Below are 19644 nucleotides of genomic sequence, written 5' to 3'. Positions count from 1 at the left end.
CCCTCGGGGTGCGGGCCCTTCCGCATGCACGGTGTCCTGACGGCTACGCGATGTGCTCGCTCTCCAGGTCGCGCTGGTAACGCTGCTTGAGCGCGGGCATCAGCCGCTTGAGCTCGGCCTCGCTGCGCGGGTGCGTCTGCCCGAGGTGTGCGGAGAGGCGCTTGTCCAGCTCGTCCGTCTCCGGGAAGTGGGAGTACCGGTCGATGTACGCCCGGAAGACCTCGTACGCGGCCTCCGCGAACTTCTCCTCCTCGGCGTCCTCCGCCTCGGGCTGCTCCGGCTGCTCCAGCTCCAGCTGCTCCGGCAGCGGCTCCTCCCCGGGGCCGGCCGGGGCCATGACCGGAGTCGGCTCCAGGCCTTCGACGTACTGGGGGTTGTAGTCGCCCTCGTACGTGGCCTGCGGCGCCCGCGGCCCCGCGAACCAGGCACTGTCGTGCGCGGCCGGCATGGCCTTCGGGTCCACCGCGAAGGGCGCGGGGGCGAGGGGCTGGCGGGACCGCGGGGCCCCGTCCTGGCCCTCCCGCTGCTCGGGCACCTCCGGCGCCGCGTCGCCGCCGGACCCGTCGGAACCGTCGGCCCTGGCAGCGGCCGCCAGGGCGGGAGCGGGCGCCGCCTGGGCCGGTACCGCGGCCGAGGCGCCTCCCGCGGCCACCGGCGCCGCCGGCAGGGCGGCGGCGGGGGCGTCCGGGCCCGTCACCGCCGGCCCTGCGGCGACGACCGGACCCTTCGCGACCGCCGGGGGCAGCAGCACCGGGTCGATGCCCGCCGCCGCCAGCCCCTCGGGGGCCGTCTGCGACAGCGGCACGCCGATCCGCGCCAGCCGCAGCGGCATCAGCGCCTCCACCGGCGCCTTGCGCCGCCACGCCCGCCCGTACCGGGCCTGCAGCCGCGCCTGGTAGATCAGCCGGTCCTGCTCCATGCCCACGGCCTGCTCGTAGGAGCGCAGCTCCCACAGCTTCATCCGGCGCCACAGCTTGAAGGTGGGCACCGGGGACAGCAGCCAGCGGGTGATCCGCACGCCCTCCATGTGCCGGTCCGCGGTGATGTCCGCGATCCGGCCCACGGCGTGCCGCGCCGCCTCGACCGTCACCACGAACAGCACCGGGATCACCGCGTGCATGCCCACGCCCAGCGGGTCGGGCCAGGCCGCCGCGCCGTTGAACGCGATCGTCGCCGCCGTCAGCAGCCACGCCGTCTGGCGCAGCAGGGGGAACGGGATGCGGATCCACGTCAGCAGCAGGTCCAGCGCCAGCAGGACGCAGATGCCCGCGTCGATGCCGATCGGGAACACCAGCGAGAAGCTGCCGAAGCCTTTCTTCAGGGCCAGTGCGCGGACCGCGGCGTAAGAGCCCGCGAAACCGATGGCCGCGATGACCACGGCTCCGGCGACCACGACACCGATGAGTATCCGGTGTGTACGAGTCAGCTGCATCGCGGCCACCCGCGGTCCCCCTCCGTTGTCGAGCCACAGCAGGCACAGCGTACGGGTGACTGCGCGTCACCCGTTCCCTAGGCCCCCTCTTGTCGGAGGGATTGTCCCTACGACTGCGCCGACGGGGAAGCGGAAGCCGAAGCGGAACCCGACGGAGCAGCCCCCTCACCGGTGTTGGCGGCGCCGATCGCGGCCACCGTCTCCTTGGCCGCGGTGATCGCGTCCTGGAGCAGCTTGCCCTGGTCGGGGGCGCCGGCGCCCTCGTAGGCGGCACCGTTGTAGTCGACGGTGACGACCACGTTCTGGGCGCGGACGACGACCGAGTTGTTGAGGAACTCGACGTCCTTCTTCACGCCGAAGACCACGGAGGTGGCCGCGTCGCCGACTCCGGAGGCGGGCTCGGCCTTGACGTCGTGCGCGCCCTCGGTGGTCTTCGCCAGCTCGATCTGCTTGTTGTACTGCTCCTCGGCGCGCTTGTTGCCGCTGCCGAGCGAGGCGTGCGAGTCGTAGCGGACCAGGGAGACGGAGAGCCAGCGGTACTGCGAGCCCTTCACGCCGTCCGTCTTGAGGCCGTTCCAGGAGCAGCTGGCGCGGTTGCCCAGGTCGTTCGACTTGGCCGCCGTCCCGCTCTTCTCCTTCGCCTCCGGCACGAGCGAGTCGACGCTCTTGCCGGTCACGGCCTTGCACGGGTCGGGCAGCTTCGCGAAGGCCACCTTCTCCAGCGGGGCCGCGGACTTCGACCCGGGCTTGGCGGGCGAGGAGGCTTCGGTCTTCTTGCCGGAGTCCTTGGCACCCGAGGACTTGTCCGAGTCGGAGGAGCAACCGGCGACGGTGAGGATCACCGGGACGGCTGCGCAGGCGAGAACGCGGGTGAGGCGCGAGGCTGATCGGTGCATGGTTCCTTCAGACGTTGGGGTCTTCTTCGGGGCGCGTTGCGGGCGCTGGACCCGAGCAACGGTAGCCCGATCGGGCGCCCGGCTGCTGTGCGCGCCGTCACGCGGGGCGTGCGCGCCCCCTCGGGGCGGCGCCGTCACTCGCTGAAACGCTCGGCCAGGGCCTGCGCCAACTGGCGCGCCTTGTCCTGCGTTTCCGCGCTCGGGGGGACCGAGCCCGGTCCGGACGGCTGGACGCTGTACTCGACGGTGACGAGGACGTTCGAGGTGCGGAACACGATCCGCACCGTCCGCGCCTGGGCGGCGGTGGCACCGGCCGCGCTGAGCTTGTCGTCGAGGAACGCCTCGCTGCCGAGCCCCTCCAGGACCCGCGAGCCGAGCTCGGGCGAAGCGCTCGGGGAGGCCGGCGAGGCGGGCGCGGACGGCGAAGCGGAACCAGGAGCGGAGGCGGCCGGCGGGGGTGCGGTGCTGCCGCTGGGAGCGGGGGCGGGGGGCGCGCTGGGGCCGGCACTCGTATTCGTACCGTTACCGTTGCCGGCGCCGGGCGCGGCGCCGGGGGTCGGGCTCCCCGAGGGCCCGGGGAAGGGCAGCTTCGCGGCGGTCAGCAGGCGCACGTACACCTGGCGGGCCTTGTCGTCGTCGCTCGTCGTGGCGCGGTCGTACGAGACCACGCGCTCGAAGGTGACCGACAGCAGCAGGTTCCCCTCGGGGGTCTGCGCGTTCCAGCGGCAGCCGACGTGCCGGTCCCCGTCGTAGGAGGGGTCCGCGGTCCCGGCGTAGAGCCGTTCGCGCTGCTCGGTGGTGAGGGAGTCGGCGGCCGGGAGCATGGCCTTGAGCCGCTTGGCGTCGGCGGCCTTGCAGGGCTGCGGCAGGCTGCGGTACTTGCCGGGCTGCGCGGGCGCGGCACTGCTCCCGCCGCCCTTGGGGTCGCTGGTCCCGATGCCGTTGCCATCGGTGCACCCGGTCGCGCCCGCGACGAGCGCGGTGAGCATCGCGATGCCCGGCAGGACTCGGCGGCGCCGCACCGGCGTCCGGTGTGCCGGCATTGGGTCCACGTCCACTGGCTCCCCTTGGCTCCCTCGGGAAAATCCGTTGCCGCGACTTGGGCACGGATGGACACAATGTCTATCGCACACGCACGTGCCGGCGCCGGTTCCCTGTCTGCTTTGGGGTGATGAGCGCGGCTTTTCGCGTATTCATACTTTTCTGCTGATGTCGGGGGATTGTTGTCTTATGTCGTATGTAGAGGTACCCGGGGCGAAAGTCCCGATCCGGATGTGGACGGATCCGGCGTCGGTCGAGGACAGCGCGATGCGGCAGCTCCAGAACACGGCCGGACTGCCGTGGATCAAGGGCCTGGCCGTGATGCCGGACGTGCACTACGGCAAGGGCGCCACGGTCGGCTCGGTCATCGCGATGAAGGACGCGGTCTGCCCGGCGGCGGTCGGCGTCGACATCGGCTGCGGCATGTCGGCGGTCAAGACGTCCCTGACGGCGAACGACCTCCCGGGCGACCTGTCGAAGCTGCGCTCGCGCATCGAGCAGGCCATCCCGGTGGGCGCGGGCATGCACCGCGAGGCGGTGGACCCGGGGCGGCTGTACGGATTCTCGGAGGCGGGGTTCGGGGACTTGTGGGAGCGCTTCGACTACATCGCGGACGCGGTGAAGTTTCGTCGTGACAGAGCGTTGCGGCAAATGGGAAGCCTTGGCCAAGGGAATCACTTCGTTGAGGTTTCAACCGATGGCTCCGGGGGCGTTTGGCTCATGCTGCACTCGGGATCCCGGAACATCGGCAACGAACTGGCGGACTTCCACATCAACGTGGCCCGTGGGCTCTCGCACAACCAGGGCCTCGTGGACCGGGACCTCGCGGTGTTCCTCGCGGCCACGCCCGAGATGGAGGCGTACCGCAGCGACCTCTTCTGGGCGCAGGAATACGCGAAGTACAACCGGGCCGTGATGATGAGCCTGCTCAAGGAGGTCTTCCGGAAGGAGTTCCGGAAGGCGAAGGTCTCCTTCGACCGAGAGATCAGCTGCCACCACAACTACGTGGCGGAGGAGCGGTACGACGGCATGGACCTGCTGGTCACCCGGAAGGGCGCGATCCGCGCCGGCAGCGGTGAGTACGGCATCATCCCGGGCTCGATGGGCACGGGCTCGTACATCGTGAAGGGGCTCGGGAACGAGAAGTCCTTCAACTCCGCCTCGCACGGAGCGGGCCGGAAGATGAGCCGTACGGCGGCGAAGAAGCGGTTCACCGCGCGCGACCTGGCGGAGCAGACGCAGGGCGTGGAGTGCCGGAAGGACTCGGGCGTGGTGGACGAGATCCCGGGCGCGTACAAGTCGATCGAGCAGGTCATCGACCAGCAGACCGACCTCGTGCAGGTCGTGGCCAAGCTCAAGGCCGTCGTCTGCGTGAAGGGCTGAACGCGAGAGGGGCACCGTGCGTACGGTGCCCCTCTTGTGCTGCCGGGTCTTCTACTGCGGCGGGACGATGACTCGCCCGCTGCGGATCCGCCAGAGGCGCATCGCGCAGCTCTGCTCGGTCCGGTTCAGGGCTGTCGCTGCTGCGGCCGGGTCGTCGAGGCCGAGCAGTTCCCGGTCGTCCTGTGCGGTCCACCGGCGTCGTGGCGGGGCGACCTTCATGTGCGCGGGGCGCACCCAGGATTGGATCGCGTCGGCGTTCGCCTGCTTGTGGGCGAGAGCGAGGCAGTCGTCGTAGTAGAAGTGCGCGGCGAGTTGTTGTGCCGCCTCTTTGTAGTAGCAGACGTTGTAGACGCCGTCGCGGGTGTTGCGGGAGGTCGTCCGCCCCGTTCCCGTGATCTTCTTTCCGTAGTGACACAGGTACGCGGCGATCGCCGTGCTGGCCGATGTCAGTGAGAGGAAGGGGAATCCCTGGGCGGTCCAGCCGAGGGAGCCGTCTGCGTCAATCATTCCGCGGAGGTAGTCGCGGCGCGAGAAGTCGGTCCGGGGCGGCTTGATGCTGAAGGACTTCTTGCCGTAGGGGATTCCGAGCTCGTTGACGATCGTCCTCGCTTCGAGTGAGCAGACGGACCAGGTCGCCGAGTGGTGCGTCTCGGCGAAGTTCGTGCGCGGACCCGTTCGGTGATGGAGCTGTAGTACGGGGTGAGCTGCTGGAATTCGCGGAGGATGTGGATGTCCCGCACGTTGATCTCGGCGGTGAGCTTGCCCTTTTGTCCCGTGCCCTGCGCCAGGTGTCCGTCGGCCTGGAGGAAGCCGAACATGTAGGCGTAGCGGGGGTCTTGGAGGTCCATGAAGCGCACGGGGGCGCTAGGGTCCTGTTCAGCCATGGGGAAGTGCCTCTTCCTCGTCGGTGAGGCCCTCGGCTGGGACTGCCATCCCGGTCGAGGGCCGCTTGTGTTGTCACCGAACGTAGGCGCGACTCCGTCGGCCTCCGGCCCTTTCGCTTGGCTGTCACTCGAACGTGTGGCGGAATACTTTGTTCCAGCACCGTGCCGTGCCCGGAGGGATCCGGGCACGGCACACGTGTGTTGCTCAGGGGGTCTGACCTACTTGGCCACGAACGGGCCGTTGTTCACTGTAGTGAAGTTCACTGGGACCCACGGCCGCGGGGCAGCGAGGGTGCCGCAGTTGAGGTCGCCCCCGGGGGCGTTGGAGTTGCAGTTGAGCTCGTACACGGTCCCCAGCGTGGTCTGGACCTTGAAGTTCGCGATCTGTCCCTGCACCGAAAGGGTTGCAGAGCAGACCGTGTTTGCGGGGGGATAGTTGGGGTTCTGCGTGGGGGTGCTGAGGTTCTGGCGGTTGTAGATCCCGGTGCGGGCGTCGTGCCGGTGGCCGCCGTAGGTGATCCCGTCGACCAGGAAGACGGCGAACTCCTCGGTTGCGTTCGTGAGGAAGGCGTCGATGTCGTTGCCGCACGCGCTGGCTCCTGCGGGTCCGGGCGGGCCTGCGGCACCGGGCTGGCCCGGGGCGCCGTTCGCGCCTGGGGCTCCGTTCGCGCCGGGAGCGCCCGGGGTGCCGGGCTGGCCGTCTCGGCCGTCGCGGCCGTTCAGGCCGGGGGCACCGGGGGCGCCGGGGGCTCCCGGAGGTCCGGGCGGGCCGGGCTTCCCTTCGCACTTGTCCTTGTGGCCGCTTCTGGCCTCGGGCTCGTAGTCGTCGTTGTCCTTCTCCTTGCCCTTGCCCTTGCAGTCGCCGCTCGGCTGCGCGGCGGCCACCGTGGCCGACGTCGGCGCGGTGTCCGCCTGGGCGGGGGTGGCGAGGCCCAGCGTCGCGATGGCCATCGCGGCCACCGCACCGCCGGCGAGCCACTTGCTCTGCCCGGGCAGCGGGCCCATGCGGGACGGTGTCCTTGTCTCAGGACTCATGTGTGGTGCTCCTCGTGGGAACCGGGGGTCTGACGTCGAGGCGTTGGCGGCCTCTGTCCCGCATGGTTCGCCCGCCGCGGCCCGTGCGGCGTGAGGCGCGAGGTCCGATCATCAGATAGGTGTCACAAATGGCGCCGATCGGCCGAGCTGCGCGTCAGTCTTCGTCCCCGTCCAGGAGGCGGTCAACGGACAGTTCGAGGCTGATGCCGATGGACTCGGGGAGGGGGACCGACGTGCCGCGCTTGAAGTGCTTGCGGGACCGGTACTCGCCGCCGCGCGGGTCGGTGTGGAGGACGACCTCGCCGTGGCGGCGGTCGGCGACCAGGTAGACCGGGATGCCGGCCTGCCCGTAGCAGTCGGCCTTGGTGCCGAGGACGTCGGACCAGTCGGTGTCGGTCACCTCCGCCACCAGCCGGAAGGCGTGCGGGGCGTAGCAGTTCCTCGCGACGTGGGTGTCGAGGAAGCCGTATTCGACGAGCGAGAAGTCGGGAACGGCGTAGTCGTCCGGCCCGGACGGCAGCCAGAGACCGATGGCCTGGAGGGGTTCGAGCCCCGCTTGCCGCGCCCCGGCCTTCGAGCACTCGACGGTGAGCCAGGTCAGTGTTTCGGCGTGGGCCCCGTCGGGGTGGGGGGTTGCGGTGATCCTTCCCTGGAGGATCTCCACCCGGTACCCCCGGAGCTCGTCCCAGAGTCGGTCGGCGGCGGCGGTGACTGCGGTGTCGTGCCTCATGGGCGGGAGCGTATCGGGGCCCGCCGACAATGCGTGCGCATTCACCCATGCGGGCTCTGAGGGGGCTTGCGGGGCGGCAACTTCCGCTTATGGGAGGGGGATTGACGGCGGGAGATGGTCTAGACCAAGGTGGGCGGCATGTGGAGAACTCGCGTGCTTGTCGCCGCCCTCGCGTCGTTGTCGCTCGCCCTCGGGGCCGCCGGGTCCGCTCAGGCGGGGGTGGGGCTGCCGCCCGTCGTGTCGCACGTGCCGACCCAGGAGAAGGTCGTCTTCATCACCATCGACGACGGCTGGAACCACGACCCCGAGGCCGCCCGGATCCTGTCCGAGAAGCGGGTGCCGGTGTCCATGTTCCTGCTGCCCGGGGCGACCTCGTACGACACCGCCTACTTCACCGGCCTGGTCGACCAGGGCCGGGCCACCGTCGAGAACCACACCGTCAACCACCCCGACCTGACCACCCTCGACGCCGCCGGGAAGGACGCCGAGGTGTGCGGGGCCGGGGAGCAGCTGGAGGCGACGTTCGGGAGGGCGCCGAAGCTGCTGCGTCCGCCGTACGGGGCGGTCAACGACGACGTGCGGCTCGCGGCGAAGGCGTGCGGGGTGAAGGCGCTGGTCACCTGGACGCACGACTTCACCACCTGGGGCCAGACCCCGCCCACCCCGCAGCTGAAGGCCGGGGACATCGTGCTGCTGCACTTCACGCCGACGCTGGCGGCGGACCTCCGGCGGGCCCTGGACGCGGCGAAGGCCGCCGGGCTGAAGCCGGCGGCCCTGATGCCGCACCTGAGGAGCGCCGGGCTCGTCCCGTAAGGGCTAGAGCTCGCGGTGGACCTTCGTGTTCGAGGCCTGGGCGCGGGGGCGGACCACCAGCAGGTCGATGTTGACGTGGCTGGGGCGCGTCACCGCCCAGGTGATCGTGTCGGCCACGTCGTCGGCGGAGAGGGGCTCCGCGACGCCCTCGTAGACCTTCTCCGCCTTGGCGGCGTCGCCGCGGAAGCGGGTCTTGGCGAACTCCTCGGTCTTGACCATGCCGGGCGCGATCTCGATGACGCGGACGGGCTGGCCGACGATCTCCAGGCGGAGGGTCTCGGCGAGGACGCGGGCGCCGTTCTTGGCGGCGACGTAGCCCGCGCCGCCCTCGTAGGTGGAGTGGCCGGCGGTGGAGGAGAGCACGACGACCGTGCCGTCGCCGGAGGCGGTGAGGGCGGGCAGCAGGGCCTGGGTGAGGTTGAGGGTGCCGATGACGTTGACCTCGTACATCGTGCGCCAGTCGGCCGGGTCGCCGGTGGCGACGGGCTCGGCGCCGATGGCTCCGCCGGCGTTGTTGACGAGCACGTCGCAGCGGGAGAGGGAGGCGGCGAAGGCGTCGACGGCGGGGCGGTCGGTGACGTCGAGGGCGTGGGCGGTGGCCTCGTGGCCGGCCTCGGTGATCTCGGCGGCGAGGGCCTCGATGCGGTCCTTGCGGCGGGCGGTGAGGACGACGTGGTAGCCGGCGGCGGCGAGCTGCCGGGCGGTGGCCGCGCCGATTCCGCTGCTCGCGCCGGTGACTACGGCGGTTCGGGTGGCCGGGCGCGTGCTCATGGGCGGGGCTCCTCGTGGGGTCGCGGGGCTCGCCCGCCGGTTCGGTCGTTCGTACGGGCGAATCTCCGCCAGCATAGGCCGGGTCAGCGGCGCGGCGCGTACATGATCAAGGCCATCCCGGCGAGGCAGACGAGGGCGCCGGTCACGTCCCAGCGGTCGGGCCGGTAGCCGTCGGCGACCACGCCCCACAGCAGGGACCCGGCGACGAAGACCCCGCCGTAGGCCGCGAGGACACGGGCGAAGTCGCCCTGCGGCTGGAGGGTGGCGACGAATCCGTACAGGCCGAGGGCGATCACCCCGGCACCGATCCAGGCCCAGCCCTTGTGTTCCCGTACGCCCTGCCAGACGAGCCAGGCGCCCCCGATCTCCAGGAGGGCGGCGAGGGCGAACAGGGCGGCGGAGCGGGCGATCAGCATGGCTCGAAGCCTACGCACGGGGCGGGGCGGGGCCGCCGGGCGAATGGCGGACGGCTCGCCCTCGTTCGTGTGATGGTCCGATCGTCGGGTGGGCGGGGTGGCTACGTTCCGCGCGAGGAGGTGGTGGCGGTGCGCCGTGGTGCCGTACGCAGTGTGGTGGTGGCGGGCTTGCTGGTGCTGTGCGGGGCGGGTCCGGTGGGTCCGGCGGGTGCCTGGACGGGGGCGGACGAGGAGGCCGACGTGGCCTACCACGGCCGGGTCCAGATGGCCCGCGGGCAGCTGAAGGTGTGGATGGTGCCGCAGAACGAGGGTCCGGCGGAGGTGCCGAACGCGACCGTGCGGGTGCGGCTGTCGGCGGACCTCGCCGACCGGCACGAGCTGTCCGAGGGGTGTGCGCGGGTCGGCCGGCGCGAGGTGGTGTGCGAGACGGGTGCGCTGCCGCGGCACGGGCGGGGGCGTCACATCGCGCTGGTGCTCGGGCTGCGGGAGCGGCCGGCCGAGGTCGCGGTGCGGATCGACACCCTGTGGGACGGCGGCGCGACCGACCGCAACCACGCCAACAACGAGCACCTGGTGCTGGCGCTGGACACGGGCGATCCGTACGCCTTCTGACCCCGTACGCCCTGGTCAGACGGTGGCGCCGTCGCCGAATTCGGCCAGGGCGTCGAGGACGATCCGCTCCAGGCGGGAGTGGTGGGCGCCGCGCCAGTAGACGCGCTCGCAGTCGGTGCACTGCGCGAACACGTCGTACGAGCGCTGCGTGCCGTGCTCCAGGCGGTCGCCCACGCTGTCCTTGTCGGCTTCGCGGAGCGGCCCGTTGCAGGCGGTGCAGCGGGTCCAGGGCGCGAGTTCGGGGGCGAACCGGCCGAGGACGTCGCGCAGTTGGTCGTCCGGGTTGTCGCTGTAGATGTACGCGCCGGCGAAGATCTCGCGGCGGCGCAGCAGGCCGCGGTCGCGGGAGAGCAGTACGCGCTGCTCGGCGGCGGAGCGGGTGGCGAGGGCGGGGTCGCCGATGTCCTCGTTCTCGTAGGCCGCGTCGACGCCGAGGAGGCGCAGCCGGCGGGCGAGGGTGCCGAGGTGGACGTCGAGGAGGAAGCGCAGCGGGGCGCCGTCGACCTGTTGGGGCCGGTCCACGCCGAACACCTCGACGGATTCGCCGGCTTGGGGCACGTGGGAGACGGTGACCTCCTGCCCGTCCACGAGCAGCCGGCCCACCTCGGTGAGGGGTACGCCGGCGGATTCGACGACGTGTCCGAGGCTGGAGGCGCCGTCGGTGGCGGTCGGTACGCGGTCGACGCGCCGGCTGGGCGGGGCGAAGAGGCGCAGTTCGGGGGCGAGGGTGAGGTGGATGCCGGGACCGTTCACGGTCCCAGCATGCCATCGGGGCGTGTGGTGGCGCGGCCGAATTATGGAGTGCGGTCAGGCGGTGGCGGCGGCCTCGTCGTAGGCCTCGCGGTGGGCGCTGACCTCGTCGAAGTGGTTCTCGGCCCACTGCTTGACGGAGGAGAGGAGGCAGCCGAGGCTGCCGCCGAGTTCGGTGAGGCGGTAGTCGACGCGGACGGGGACGGTCGCGGTGACGCTGCGGGTGACGATGCCGTCGCGTTCGAGGGAGCGGAGGGTCTGGGTCAGCATCTTCTGGCTGACGCCGGGGATCTTGCGGCCGAGCTCGCTGTAGCGCATGGAGCCCTGTTCGGCTTCGCCGAGGGCGCTGAGGACGAGGCCGACCCACTTGTCGCTGATGCGGGCCAGGAGCTGGCTGGTGGGGCACTCCTTGACGAAGGCGTCGTAGGCGGCGCGGGCCTCTTCGCGGAGGGAGGCGGCGGTGCGGGTGGCCATGGGTGCCCACTTCCGGGTCGGGTACGCACTCCGGAGTGCGTACTTACGAAAAGAGAGTACCTCTCCATAAGTTAGTGCTCATCGGGAACGACACGAACGGGGAGAGAAAGATGAGCGAGCAGCAGCAGACCCGGACCATGCGGGTGGCAGTCGTCAGCACCTTCGGCGGGCCGGAGCGGGTGGAGCTGGCCGAGGTCGCGCTCCCGGAGCCGGGGGCCGGGCAGGTGCGGATCCGGGTCCGGGCCGCCGGGGTGAACCCGGTCGACGGCGCCGTCCGCGAGGGCGTCTTCGGCGGGGCCGGGCAGCGGCTCGGGCTCGGCTGGGACGTGGCGGGGGAGATCGACGCGGTCGGCGCCGGCGTGGACGGCTGGACGGAGGGCCGCCGGGTGGTCGGGCTGCACTACGGGCCGGTGAAGCCGCTCGGCACGCACGCCGAGTACGCGGTGCTCGACGCCTCGGCGGTGGCGGCGGCCCCGGAGTCGGTGGACGACGCGGCCGCGGCGGCGCTTCCGCTGAGCGGGCTGACGGCGGCCCGGGCGGTGGACCTCCTGGGGCTCGCCCCGGGCGACTCGGTACTGATCACCGGCGCGGCCGGGGTGGTCGGCGGCCTGGCGGTGCAGCTGGCCGCGCGGGCGGGGCTGGTGGTGACGGCGCTGGCGGGCGCGGGGGACGAGGAGTTCGTGCGCGCGCTCGGCGCGGCGGAGTTCGTGGCCCGGGGCGGGGCGCCCGCCGGGCCGGTGGACGGGGTGCTGGACACGGCCGTGATCGGCGCGGAGGCGCTGGGCTTCGTCCGCGACGGCGGCGCGTACGTCGGCCTCATCCCCGGCGCGGCGCCGGCCGCGGAGCGGGGGATCCGGGTGGCGGAACAGGAGGTCGCCCCGGACGGCGCGCTGCTGGCCCGGCTGTCCGCCCTGGTCGACGCGGGCGCGCTGACGCTCCGCGTGGCGGCCTCCTTCCCCCTCGCGGAGGCGGCGAAGGCCCACGAGGCCCTTGCCGTCCCCGGGACCCGGGGACGCGTGGTCGTGACCCCCTGACCCCGCGCAGCGGCAGCGGCAGCGGACCCGTACGCGCCCACCGGCGTCAAGAAGAGGTGGCGGGCGGGCGCAGGAGCCAGTGGCGGGTGAGGGACGCCATTTCGGCCGGGGTGCGGCCGCCGTGGTCGACGGCGATGAACTGGCCGCCGATCCGCAGCGAGAACATCATCAGGCAGCGGACCTCGACGTCGTCCGGGTCGGGGCAGAACGCCCCGAACAGCCCGCGCAGGTAGTCCATCCGGCGGTTGTCGACGCGGCGCAGCCGTGCCGCGACGGCCGGGTCGCGGCGGGCCCAGTCGCGGACCGCCAGGTCGACGGCGGTGCCCCGCACCGGGCCGTCGGCCGACTCGGTGACGAAGGTGAACAGCCGGTCCAGCCTGGTGCGGGCGTCGCCGCCGCCGCTCTCGATCCGTTCGATCACGGCGTCCGCGACCTCGTGCTCCCAGGTGTCGAGCATCTCCTCCAGCAGGGCGTCCCGGTTGCGGAAGTACCCGTAGAAGCCGCCCTTGCTGACGCCGAGGGCCTGTGCGAGCACCTCGACGCGCACGGCGTCCGGGCCGCCGGCGGCGAGGGCGCGCAGGCCCTCTTCGATCCACTTGCCGCGGGGCGTGCGGGCGGTGGCCATGGTGTGTCTCCCGTCACGTGCCGGTGATGATCTGTACGCCTCCGTATAGACGGGGCTAGCCTCATCTATACGGCATCGTATAGATGAGGGGCACACACATGAAACTCCCCAGTACCGCCCACACCTCCCGGCCCTGGCGCATCCACGAGATCGCCGGCGACTTCCAGCTGGAGGACGTCTGGGCGCTGCCGACGCCGGGCGGCCCGGACGACCTCGCGTGGCTGGTGGCCCAGTTCGCCGAGGACCGGGACGAGGCGTCCGGCATCTCCTCCCCGCTCTACCGGATCCTCTTCGCCATCCGCTGGAAGCTCGGCGCGCTGCTGGGCTGGGACAAGCCGGGTGACGGCGTCGGGGGCCGGGTGGACTCGCTGCGCGAGCGGCTGCCCGCCGACCTCGCCGAGGGCCTGCGGGGTCCCGACCTGGAGGGGCTCCCCTTCACCTCCGTCTACCTGACGCACGACGAGTGGGTCGCGGAGATGGGCAACAAGACGGTGCACGGGGTGATGCACATCGGCTGGGTCCCGGACGGCCTCGGCGGCTACCGCGGCCAGATGGCCGTCCTGGTCAAGCCCAACGGCCTGCTCGGCGCCGCGTACATGGCGGCGATCAAGCCCTTCCGGTACGTGGGCGTGTACCCGGCGCTGATCAGGGCGATCGGCCGCGAGTGGCGGGCGGGCGCCGCCGGGCGCGCGGCCGCGTGACGGCGTGACCGGGCGCGGGCCGGCCCCCGGGCGCGGGCCCCGCCCCGGGTCCGGCGCGTCAAGAAGGGGTCACGGCCAGACGAGGCAGTAGGCCTGGTGGCCGTTCTCGTGGAGGCGGTGGGAGAAGTCCTGCCACTCGTGCAGCAGCTGGTAGACGTTGAAGGCGTCGCGCGGGCCGCCGCGGTCGGGGACCGTCGACCAGATGAACGCGGCCGCGCCCACCGACTCCTCGCCCACCCCGCGCAGCGGGTCCACCACCGTCATGGGCAGCTTGACCACCGCGTAGTCGGGGTGCAGGACGACGAGCTCCAGCGGGGGCACCTTGTGCAGGGGTATGCCCTCGATGCCGGTCAGGACCATCGCGGCCATGGTCTCCGGCTTGATCTTGGTGAACATGCCGCCCATGCCGAGCTCGTCGCCGCCCAGCTCCTCCGGCCGCATCGTCTGCGGCACCCGCGCGGCCGTGGCCCCGTCGGGGGCGCCGAAGTACTTGTACGTCACTCCCATGCCGCGGCCCTTGGGCAGGCCGCCGGTGTCCTCCGCGTCGTCCGCCTCGTCCTCGGCGCCGGACGGCCGGCCCGGGCCCTGGCCCGGTGCGGGATCGGCGGCCTCGGCGGCCTCCGTCGCGCGCCGCCGGTGCTTGCCGCGTCGACGGGCTTCGCGGGCTTCACGGGCGCGCTGCGGGTCCAGGCCGTCCGTACCCTCGCCCGGTCCACCACCGCGTTGCATATCTCCACCCGACACGTATTGCCTGCCCCGGCCCCGCGGCCCCCGCCACGCAGCCTGATCATCATGGCAGTGACCTCCCCCGCGGCGGCGCGGTGAAACGCCCCTCCGCAAGTCTGTCGCGGCCTCTGAGACCATGGCTGGTGTGAGCTACCCGTACCCGTATGAAGCCCCAGTTTCGCAGACGCTCTTCGAGCGCGCGTCCCTCGTGACCCCCGGCGGCGTGAACTCTCCCGTGCGCGCCTTCCGCGCCGTGGGCGGTACGCCCCGGTTCATGGTGTCCGGTACCGGTCCCTACCTGACCGATGCCGACGGGCGCGAGTACGTCGACCTGGTCTGCTCGTGGGGGCCGATGATCCTCGGCCACTCCCACCCCGAGGTGATCGAGGCGGTGCAGGCGGCGGTCGCCCGCGGCACCTCCTTCGGCACGCCCGGTGAGGGCGAGGTCTCCCTCGCCGAGGAGATCGTGGCCCGTATCGAGCCCGTCGAGCAGGTGCGCCTGGTGTCCTCCGGCACCGAGGCGACCATGTCGGCGATCCGGCTGGCCCGCGGCTTCACCGGCCGCGCCAAGGTCGTCAAGTTCGCCGGCTGCTACCACGGACACGTGGACGCGCTGCTGGCGGCCGCCGGTTCCGGGCTGGCCACCTTCGCCCTGCCCGACACCCCCGGTGTCACGGGCGCCCAGGCCGGCGACACCATCGTGCTCCCCTACAACGACCTCGAAGCGGTGCGGGCGGCGTTCGCCGCGCACCCCGGCGAGATCGCCTGCGTGATCACCGAGGCGGCGCCCGGCAACATGGGCGTCGTCACCCCGGCCGAGGGCTTCAACCAGGGCCTCGCCGACCTGTGCCGCGAGAACGGCGCGCTGTACATCTCCGACGAGGTGATGACCGGTTTCCGCACCTCCCGCGCCGGCTGGTACGGGGTGGACGGGGTCAAGCCCGACCTGATGACCTTCGGCAAGGTCATGGGCGGCGGCTTCCCGGCGGCGGCGTTCGGCGGCCGCGCGGACGTCATGGGGCACCTGGCCCCGGCCGGCCCGGTCTACCAGGCGGGCACGCTCTCCGGTAACCCGATCGCCACCGCGGCGGGCCTGGCGCAGCTGCGGCTGCTGGACGACGCGGCGTACGCGAAGGTCGACGCGGTCTCGAAGGAGATCCAGGGCCTGGTGACCGCGGCGCTGAGCAAGGAGGGCGTGGTGCACCGGCTGCAGACCGCGTCCAACATGTTCTCGGTGTTCTTCACCGGGGAGCAGGTGCGCAACTACGACGACGCGAAGAAGCAGGAAGGGTTCCGCTTCAACGCGTTCTTCCACTCGATGCTGGCGCAGGGCGTGTACCTGCCGCCGTCGGCGTTCGAGTCCTGGTTCGTGTCCACGGCCCACGACGAGCGGGCGGTCGAGCGGATCGCGGCCGCGCTGCCGGCCGCCGCGCGGGCCGCCGCGGAGGCGACGGCATGAGCGACATCACCGTCGTCCACGTGATGCGGCACGGCGAGGTGCACAACCCGGAGGGCGTCCTGTACGGGCGCCGGGCCGGCTACCACCTCTCCGAGCTGGGCCGGCAGATGGCCGACCGGGTCGCCGAGCACCTCCAGGACCGGGACGTCACCTACGTGGTGGCCTCGCCGCTGGAACGGGCGCAGGAGACGGCCGCGCCGATCGCGAAGGTGCACGGCCTGGAGCTGGCCACCGACGGCCGCCTCATCGAGGCGGGCAACGTCTTCGAGGGCAAGACCTTCGGCGTCGGCGACGGGGCGCTGCGCAAGCCGGGCAACTGGAAGCACCTGACGAACCCGTTCAAGCCGTCGTGGGGCGAGCCGTACGTCGAGCAGGTCGTGCGGATGATGAGCGCGATCGAGGCGGCGCGGGACGCGGCGCGCGGGCACGAGGCGGTGGCGGTCAGCCACCAGCTGCCGATCTGGATCGTGCGGAGCTTCGCGGAGCGGCGGCGGCTGTGGCACGACCCGCGGCGGCGGCAGTGCACGCTCGCTTCGCTCACGTCGTTCACGTACCAGGACGACAAGCTGGTGTCGGTGGGGTACAGCGAGCCGGCGCGGGATCTCGTCCCCGCGCATCTCCTCGCGGGGGCGAAGCCGGTGAAGGGCAAGTCCAAGGCCTTCGGCGCCTAGCCCTGCCGGGGGCCTCGGGGGCCGGTGCGCCGCTGCTTCGGGCCGCTGCGCGGGGCCGGCCCCTCCCCGCCCTTCGCCCGTTCCCCGGGCTGCGCCCGGACCCCTTCCGGGGGCTCCGCCCCCAGACCCCCGCGCCTCAAACGCCGGCGGGGCTGAGATGTGCTGCGCACATCCAGCCCGCGCGGCGTTTGAGCGCACCGGGCGCGCAGCGCCCGGCCCTTCAGCCCGTCCGGCGTTTGAGGACCGGGGTCAGGGGCAGCGCCCCTGGGAACGGTGGAAGGGTGGGTAGGGGACCAGCCCCGCAGGGTGCCGGCCGCCGCCCCCGGGCCGGGCCAAGCGTCATGGTTTGACCTATTTTCGTAAAAGTTCCGCACCGTGCGTCGTGTCGGCATCTCGGCAACCATCGAATGTCCGTTTATATGACGTTTCATGAGCGATGCGCGCGCCATCACCCGAAGGGCACTGCTCGGCCTCGGAATCGGGGCCGCCGCGGCCGCCGCAGGCGGGATCGCGGGGTGCGGGGCCGACGGGCCCCGGTACGGGGACGGGCCCGGGACCGGGGCCGGATCCGGTGGCGGGGCGATAGCCTCGCCGAAGGCCATCGGCGACGGGTCCACCGCCGACACCGGACCGCAGCCGCACCAGCCACCCCGCCCCACCCCCCTCCAGCCCGGGGAGACCCCGCCGCAGTTCGTCGTCTTCAGCTGGGACGGCGCCGGCGAGATCGGCAACGGCCTCTTCCCCCGCTTCCTCGGGCTCGCCAAGGACCACGGCGCCGCCATGACCTTCTTCCTCTCCGGCCTCTACCTCCTCCCCGAGTCGAAGAAGGACCTCTACCACCCCCCGAACAACCCCGCCGGCGCCTCCGACATCGGCTACCTCAAGGACGAGAACGTCCGCAGCACCCTGCGCCACGTCCGCCAGGCCTGGCTCGACGGCCACGAGATCGGCACCCACTTCAACGGCCACTTCTGCTCCGGCGCCGGCTCCGTCGCCCACTGGACCCCCGACGACTGGCGCAGCGAGATCGAGCAGGCGACGGCGTTCGTCACCGGCTGGCGCACCAACACCGGCTTCACCGACCTCGAACCGCTCCCCTTCGACTACCGCGAGGAGCTGACCGGCGCCCGCACCCCCTGCCTCCTCGGGCAGGACGCGCTGCTCCCGACCGCCCGCGCGCTCGGCTGGCGCTACGACTCCAGCTCGCCCGGCGGGCTCCAGCGCTGGCCGGTGAAGAGGGAGGGGGTGTGGGACCTGCCGTTGCAGTCGCTGCCCTTCCCCGGGCACTCCTTCGAGGTGCTGTCGATGGACTACAACATCCTCGCCAACCAGTCGCGGAACACCACGAGGGGCGTGGCGGCCAACTACCCGGGCTGGCGGGCCCAGGCCACCGCCACCTACCTCGGCGGTTTCCGGCGGGCGTACGAGACCAACCGCGCGCCCCTCTTCATCGGCAACCACTTCGAGGAGTGGAACGGCGGCATCTACATGGACGCCGTCGAGGAGGCGCTGAAAACCATGGCGGACAAAAAGGACGTACGCCTCGTATCCTTCCGGCAGTTCACCGACTGGTTGGACGTCCAGGACCCGAAAGTGCTGGCCGGCCTGCGCACGCTGGCCCCCGGGCAGGCCCCGTCGGGCGGCTGGCGGAACCTTTCCGCCACCCCCTGACGGCCCCTGACCAGGGCTTTGAGAGTCGACCGGCAGGCCGTCGGGGGGTGCGGAAGATCCGCAAATCGGTCATGCGAAACTTTTCACATGAGCCTTAGCCGCGCGCGTTCACCTCGAACCAGCCGCCGCTCGACCAGCGGCCGCGCCGTCCTGCTGACCGCGATCACCCTCGCGAGCGCCCTGACCCTGTCCGCGTGCGGCGATTCGGGCAGTGGCGGCAAGCCGGCCGGTGCCGCCGGCGGCAACTACGTGACCGGCCCCAGCGGCATCTCCACCGTCGCCAAGGCCGACCGCGTCGACGCCCCCAAGCTCGACGGGGACACCGTCGAGGGCAAGACGCTCGACACCACCACCCTCAAGGGCAAGGTCGTCGTCCTCAACGTCTGGGGCTCCTGGTGCCCGCCCTGCCGCGCCGAGGCCCCGTACTTCGCGAAGGTCTCCAAGGAGATGACCGACGGCGGCAAGGACGTCGCGTTCGTCGGCATCAACACCCGCGACAACAGCAAGCAGAACGCCGCCGCCTTCGAGGAGAACTTCGGGATCGCCTACCCGAGCCTCTACGACCCGGACGGCAAGCTGATGCTCCGCTTCCCCAAGGGAACGCTCAACGCGCAGTCCATCCCCTCGACGATCGTCCTCGACAAGCAGGGCAAGATCGCCGCCCGCACCCTCGTCGCGGTCAACGAGGAGCAGCTGCGCTCGATGATCGACCCGCTCCTCGCGGAGCAGTGACCTGGTGGACCCGTACCTCCCGCTGGCCGCCGAGCTCGGCGCCAACACCACGGTCCTGAACGGCGCGCTGCTGCTGGCCCTGCCGATCGCCCTGTTCGCCGGGCTGGTCTCGTTCTTCTCCCCGTGCGTGCTCCCGCTCGTCCCCGGCTACCTCTCCTACGTCACCGGCGTCAGCGGTGCCGACCTCGCCGAGGCCCGGCGCGGCCGGATGCTGGCCGGCGCGAGCCTGTTCGTCCTCGGCTTCACCGCCGTGTTCGTCTCGACGGGCGCGCTGTTCGGGCAGTTCGGCGATGTCTTCCAGGGCGAACACAAGGAGGTCATCACCCGGGTGATGGGCGGCCTGGTGATCGTCCTCGGCCTCTTCTTCATGGGCGCGATCCCGGGCCTGACCATGCGGGAGTTCCGCTTCCACAAGAAGCCGACGGCGGGCCTGGTCGGCGCGCCCCTGCTGGGCGTGCTCTTCGGCGTCGGCTGGACGCCGTGCATGGGCCCCACCCTCGCGGCCGTCCAGACGCTCTCCATCGACCAGGCCACCGCCGGGCGCGGCGCGCTGCTGACCGCCGTCTACTGCCTGGGCCTCGGCCTGCCGTTCATCCTCGCCGCGATCGCGTTCCGCAAGGCGCTCGGTGCTTTCGGCTGGGTGAAGAAGCACTATGCATGGGTGATGCGGATCGGCGGCGGCATGCTGATCCTGACCGGCCTGCTGCTCGTCACCGGCCTGTGGACCGGCATCGTGAACGAGATGCAGAGCTGGACACAGACCTTCACGGTGGGGATCTGAGGACTAC

At 71.9% G+C, this 19644-nt stretch carries 22 protein-coding genes; 10 read left to right on the top strand and 12 right to left on the bottom strand.

Annotated features, from left to right (window positions below):
• Positions 1–43: 43 nt before the first annotated feature.
• From ACQKM2_RS25035 to ACQKM2_RS25025, 3 genes are all read right to left on the bottom strand, one after another.
• On the bottom strand, positions 44–1432 hold the full coding sequence (locus ACQKM2_RS25035; protein ID WP_427713434.1) for a DUF2637 domain-containing protein: 1389 nt from the start codon (positions 1430–1432) through the stop codon (positions 44–46).
• A 107-nt stretch (positions 1433–1539) separates the two neighbouring features.
• Positions 1540–2328, bottom strand: a complete 789-nt coding sequence (locus ACQKM2_RS25030; RefSeq protein WP_427713432.1) for a DUF3558 family protein — start codon at positions 2326–2328, stop codon at positions 1540–1542.
• Positions 2329–2462: 134 nt separating this feature from the next.
• Positions 2463–3371: a DUF3558 domain-containing protein gene (locus ACQKM2_RS25025; protein WP_427713524.1), complete on the bottom strand. Its 909-nt coding sequence runs from the start codon at positions 3369–3371 to the stop codon at positions 2463–2465.
• 187 nt (positions 3372–3558) lie between these two features.
• Between ACQKM2_RS25025 and ACQKM2_RS25020 the strand changes: the two genes are divergently transcribed.
• On the top strand, positions 3559–4752 hold the full coding sequence (locus tag ACQKM2_RS25020; RefSeq protein ID WP_427713429.1) for an RtcB family protein: 1194 nt from the start codon (positions 3559–3561) through the stop codon (positions 4750–4752).
• 51 nt (positions 4753–4803) lie between these two features.
• Here the strand turns inward: ACQKM2_RS25020 and ACQKM2_RS25015 are convergent, their stop codons facing one another.
• The 3 genes from ACQKM2_RS25015 to ACQKM2_RS25005 form a co-directional block, all read right to left on the bottom strand.
• Complete coding sequence (locus tag ACQKM2_RS25015; RefSeq protein ID WP_427713427.1) at positions 4804–5259, bottom strand: hypothetical protein; 456 nt, start codon at positions 5257–5259, stop codon at positions 4804–4806.
• Positions 5260–5855: 596 nt separating this feature from the next.
• Positions 5856–6671, bottom strand: a complete 816-nt coding sequence (locus ACQKM2_RS25010; RefSeq protein WP_427713425.1) for a hypothetical protein — start codon at positions 6669–6671, stop codon at positions 5856–5858.
• 154 nt (positions 6672–6825) lie between these two features.
• Positions 6826–7401: a Uma2 family endonuclease gene (locus ACQKM2_RS25005; RefSeq protein ID WP_427713422.1), complete on the bottom strand. Its 576-nt coding sequence runs from the start codon at positions 7399–7401 to the stop codon at positions 6826–6828.
• Positions 7402–7539: 138 nt separating this feature from the next.
• Between ACQKM2_RS25005 and ACQKM2_RS25000 the strand changes: the two genes are divergently transcribed.
• Positions 7540–8214 (top strand): polysaccharide deacetylase family protein, encoded by a 675-nt coding sequence (locus tag ACQKM2_RS25000; RefSeq protein WP_427713419.1) that lies wholly within the window; start codon positions 7540–7542, stop codon positions 8212–8214.
• A gap of 3 nt (positions 8215–8217) precedes the next feature.
• On the opposite strand, the gene ACQKM2_RS24995 is transcribed toward ACQKM2_RS25000, so the two are convergent.
• Both ACQKM2_RS24995 and ACQKM2_RS24990 read right to left on the bottom strand, forming a co-directional pair.
• Positions 8218–8985 (bottom strand): SDR family NAD(P)-dependent oxidoreductase, encoded by a 768-nt coding sequence (locus ACQKM2_RS24995; RefSeq protein ID WP_427713418.1) that lies wholly within the window; start codon positions 8983–8985, stop codon positions 8218–8220.
• Between the two features lie 83 nt (positions 8986–9068).
• Entirely contained in the window at positions 9069–9401 is a 333-nt protein-coding gene (locus ACQKM2_RS24990; RefSeq protein WP_427713415.1) for a YnfA family protein, read from the bottom strand.
• 129 nt (positions 9402–9530) lie between these two features.
• Here ACQKM2_RS24990 and ACQKM2_RS24985 point away from each other — a divergent pair, with 129 nt between their 5' ends.
• Positions 9531–10013 carry a hypothetical protein gene (locus tag ACQKM2_RS24985; protein ID WP_427713412.1) on the top strand — a complete coding sequence of 161 codons (483 nt, stop codon included), beginning with the start codon at positions 9531–9533 and terminating at the stop codon, positions 10011–10013.
• A gap of 15 nt (positions 10014–10028) precedes the next feature.
• Here ACQKM2_RS24985 and ACQKM2_RS24980 read toward each other — a convergent pair whose 3' ends face one another.
• Together ACQKM2_RS24980 and ACQKM2_RS24975 are read right to left on the bottom strand one after the other, a co-directional pair.
• On the bottom strand, positions 10029–10766 hold the full coding sequence (locus ACQKM2_RS24980) for a Mut7-C RNAse domain-containing protein (RefSeq protein ID WP_427713411.1): 738 nt from the start codon (positions 10764–10766) through the stop codon (positions 10029–10031).
• 54 nt (positions 10767–10820) lie between these two features.
• A complete protein-coding gene (locus ACQKM2_RS24975; RefSeq protein ID WP_427713409.1) occupies positions 10821–11237 on the bottom strand; it encodes a winged helix-turn-helix transcriptional regulator in 417 nt (138 codons plus the stop codon).
• Between the two features lie 137 nt (positions 11238–11374).
• Here ACQKM2_RS24975 and ACQKM2_RS24970 point away from each other — a divergent pair, with 137 nt between their 5' ends.
• Entirely contained in the window at positions 11375–12271 is an 897-nt protein-coding gene (locus ACQKM2_RS24970) for an NADP-dependent oxidoreductase (RefSeq protein WP_427713521.1), read from the top strand.
• A 46-nt stretch (positions 12272–12317) separates the two neighbouring features.
• On the opposite strand, the gene ACQKM2_RS24965 is transcribed toward ACQKM2_RS24970, so the two are convergent.
• Entirely contained in the window at positions 12318–12896 is a 579-nt protein-coding gene (locus tag ACQKM2_RS24965) for a TetR/AcrR family transcriptional regulator (RefSeq protein ID WP_427713406.1), read from the bottom strand.
• Positions 12897–12994: 98 nt separating this feature from the next.
• On the opposite strand from ACQKM2_RS24965, the gene ACQKM2_RS24960 reads away from it, so the two are divergent.
• The gene (locus tag ACQKM2_RS24960) at positions 12995–13597 is read left to right on the top strand and encodes a DUF2867 domain-containing protein (protein WP_427713405.1); all 603 of its coding nucleotides are present in this window, start codon (positions 12995–12997) and stop codon (positions 13595–13597) included.
• 69 nt (positions 13598–13666) lie between these two features.
• Here ACQKM2_RS24960 and ACQKM2_RS24955 read toward each other — a convergent pair whose 3' ends face one another.
• Entirely contained in the window at positions 13667–14104 is a 438-nt protein-coding gene (locus ACQKM2_RS24955) for a hypothetical protein (protein ID WP_007264729.1), read from the bottom strand.
• A 355-nt stretch (positions 14105–14459) separates the two neighbouring features.
• Here ACQKM2_RS24955 and hemL point away from each other — a divergent pair, with 355 nt between their 5' ends.
• From hemL to ACQKM2_RS24930, 5 genes are all read left to right on the top strand, one after another.
• Entirely contained in the window at positions 14460–15782 is a 1323-nt protein-coding gene (gene hemL / locus ACQKM2_RS24950; protein WP_427713402.1) for a glutamate-1-semialdehyde 2,1-aminomutase, read from the top strand.
• Complete coding sequence (locus ACQKM2_RS24945; RefSeq protein ID WP_427713400.1) at positions 15779–16453, top strand: histidine phosphatase family protein; 675 nt, start codon at positions 15779–15781, stop codon at positions 16451–16453. The genes hemL and ACQKM2_RS24945 overlap by 4 nt, the downstream gene beginning before the upstream one ends.
• Before the next feature lie 429 nt (positions 16454–16882).
• A complete protein-coding gene (locus tag ACQKM2_RS24940) occupies positions 16883–18124 on the top strand; it encodes a hypothetical protein (RefSeq protein WP_427713398.1) in 1242 nt (413 codons plus the stop codon).
• A gap of 87 nt (positions 18125–18211) precedes the next feature.
• Positions 18212–18856 (top strand): TlpA family protein disulfide reductase, encoded by a 645-nt coding sequence (locus ACQKM2_RS24935; RefSeq protein ID WP_427713396.1) that lies wholly within the window; start codon positions 18212–18214, stop codon positions 18854–18856.
• A gap of 4 nt (positions 18857–18860) precedes the next feature.
• Positions 18861–19637, top strand: a complete 777-nt coding sequence (locus tag ACQKM2_RS24930) for a cytochrome c biogenesis CcdA family protein (RefSeq protein WP_427713393.1) — start codon at positions 18861–18863, stop codon at positions 19635–19637.
• Positions 19638–19644: the final 7 nt, after the last annotated feature.

Source organism: Streptomyces sp. NPDC004126, from assembly GCF_050275515.1.
Taxonomy (GTDB): Bacteria; Actinomycetota; Actinomycetes; order Streptomycetales; family Streptomycetaceae; genus Streptomyces.
Note: the sequence above shows the minus strand (reverse complement) of the source record. Positions and strands in the feature narration are given on the sequence as shown.

Bases quoted from the DNA above. Each gene is read 5' to 3' on its own strand.
- ACQKM2_RS25035 (WP_427713434.1), bottom strand. From the start codon at position 1,432: ATGCAGCTGACTCGTACACACCGGATACTCATCGGTGTCGTGGTCGCC.
- ACQKM2_RS25030 (WP_427713432.1), bottom strand. From the start codon at position 2,328: ATGCACCGATCAGCCTCGCGCCTCACCCGCGTTCTCGCCTGCGCAGCC.
- ACQKM2_RS25025 (WP_427713524.1), bottom strand. From the start codon at position 3,371: ATGCCGGCACACCGGACGCCGGTGCGGCGCCGCCGAGTCCTGCCGGGC.
- ACQKM2_RS25020 (WP_427713429.1), top strand. From the start codon at position 3,559: ATGTCGTATGTAGAGGTACCCGGGGCGAAAGTCCCGATCCGGATGTGG.
- ACQKM2_RS25015 (WP_427713427.1), bottom strand. From the start codon at position 5,259: ATGATTGACGCAGACGGCTCCCTCGGCTGGACCGCCCAGGGATTCCCC.
- ACQKM2_RS25010 (WP_427713425.1), bottom strand. From the start codon at position 6,671: ATGAGTCCTGAGACAAGGACACCGTCCCGCATGGGCCCGCTGCCCGGG.
- ACQKM2_RS25005 (WP_427713422.1), bottom strand. From the start codon at position 7,401: ATGAGGCACGACACCGCAGTCACCGCCGCCGCCGACCGACTCTGGGAC.
- ACQKM2_RS25000 (WP_427713419.1), top strand. From the start codon at position 7,540: ATGTGGAGAACTCGCGTGCTTGTCGCCGCCCTCGCGTCGTTGTCGCTC.
- ACQKM2_RS24995 (WP_427713418.1), bottom strand. From the start codon at position 8,985: ATGAGCACGCGCCCGGCCACCCGAACCGCCGTAGTCACCGGCGCGAGC.
- ACQKM2_RS24990 (WP_427713415.1), bottom strand. From the start codon at position 9,401: ATGCTGATCGCCCGCTCCGCCGCCCTGTTCGCCCTCGCCGCCCTCCTG.
- ACQKM2_RS24975 (WP_427713409.1), bottom strand. From the start codon at position 11,237: ATGGCCACCCGCACCGCCGCCTCCCTCCGCGAAGAGGCCCGCGCCGCC.
- ACQKM2_RS24970 (WP_427713521.1), top strand. From the start codon at position 11,375: ATGCGGGTGGCAGTCGTCAGCACCTTCGGCGGGCCGGAGCGGGTGGAG.
- ACQKM2_RS24965 (WP_427713406.1), bottom strand. From the start codon at position 12,896: ATGGCCACCGCCCGCACGCCCCGCGGCAAGTGGATCGAAGAGGGCCTG.
- ACQKM2_RS24960 (WP_427713405.1), top strand. From the start codon at position 12,995: ATGAAACTCCCCAGTACCGCCCACACCTCCCGGCCCTGGCGCATCCAC.
- ACQKM2_RS24955 (WP_007264729.1), bottom strand. From the start codon at position 14,104: ATGGGAGTGACGTACAAGTACTTCGGCGCCCCCGACGGGGCCACGGCC.
- hemL (WP_427713402.1), top strand. From the start codon at position 14,460: ATGGCTGGTGTGAGCTACCCGTACCCGTATGAAGCCCCAGTTTCGCAG.
- ACQKM2_RS24945 (WP_427713400.1), top strand. From the start codon at position 15,779: ATGAGCGACATCACCGTCGTCCACGTGATGCGGCACGGCGAGGTGCAC.
- ACQKM2_RS24940 (WP_427713398.1), top strand. From the start codon at position 16,883: ATGAGCGATGCGCGCGCCATCACCCGAAGGGCACTGCTCGGCCTCGGA.
- ACQKM2_RS24935 (WP_427713396.1), top strand. From the start codon at position 18,212: ATGAGCCTTAGCCGCGCGCGTTCACCTCGAACCAGCCGCCGCTCGACC.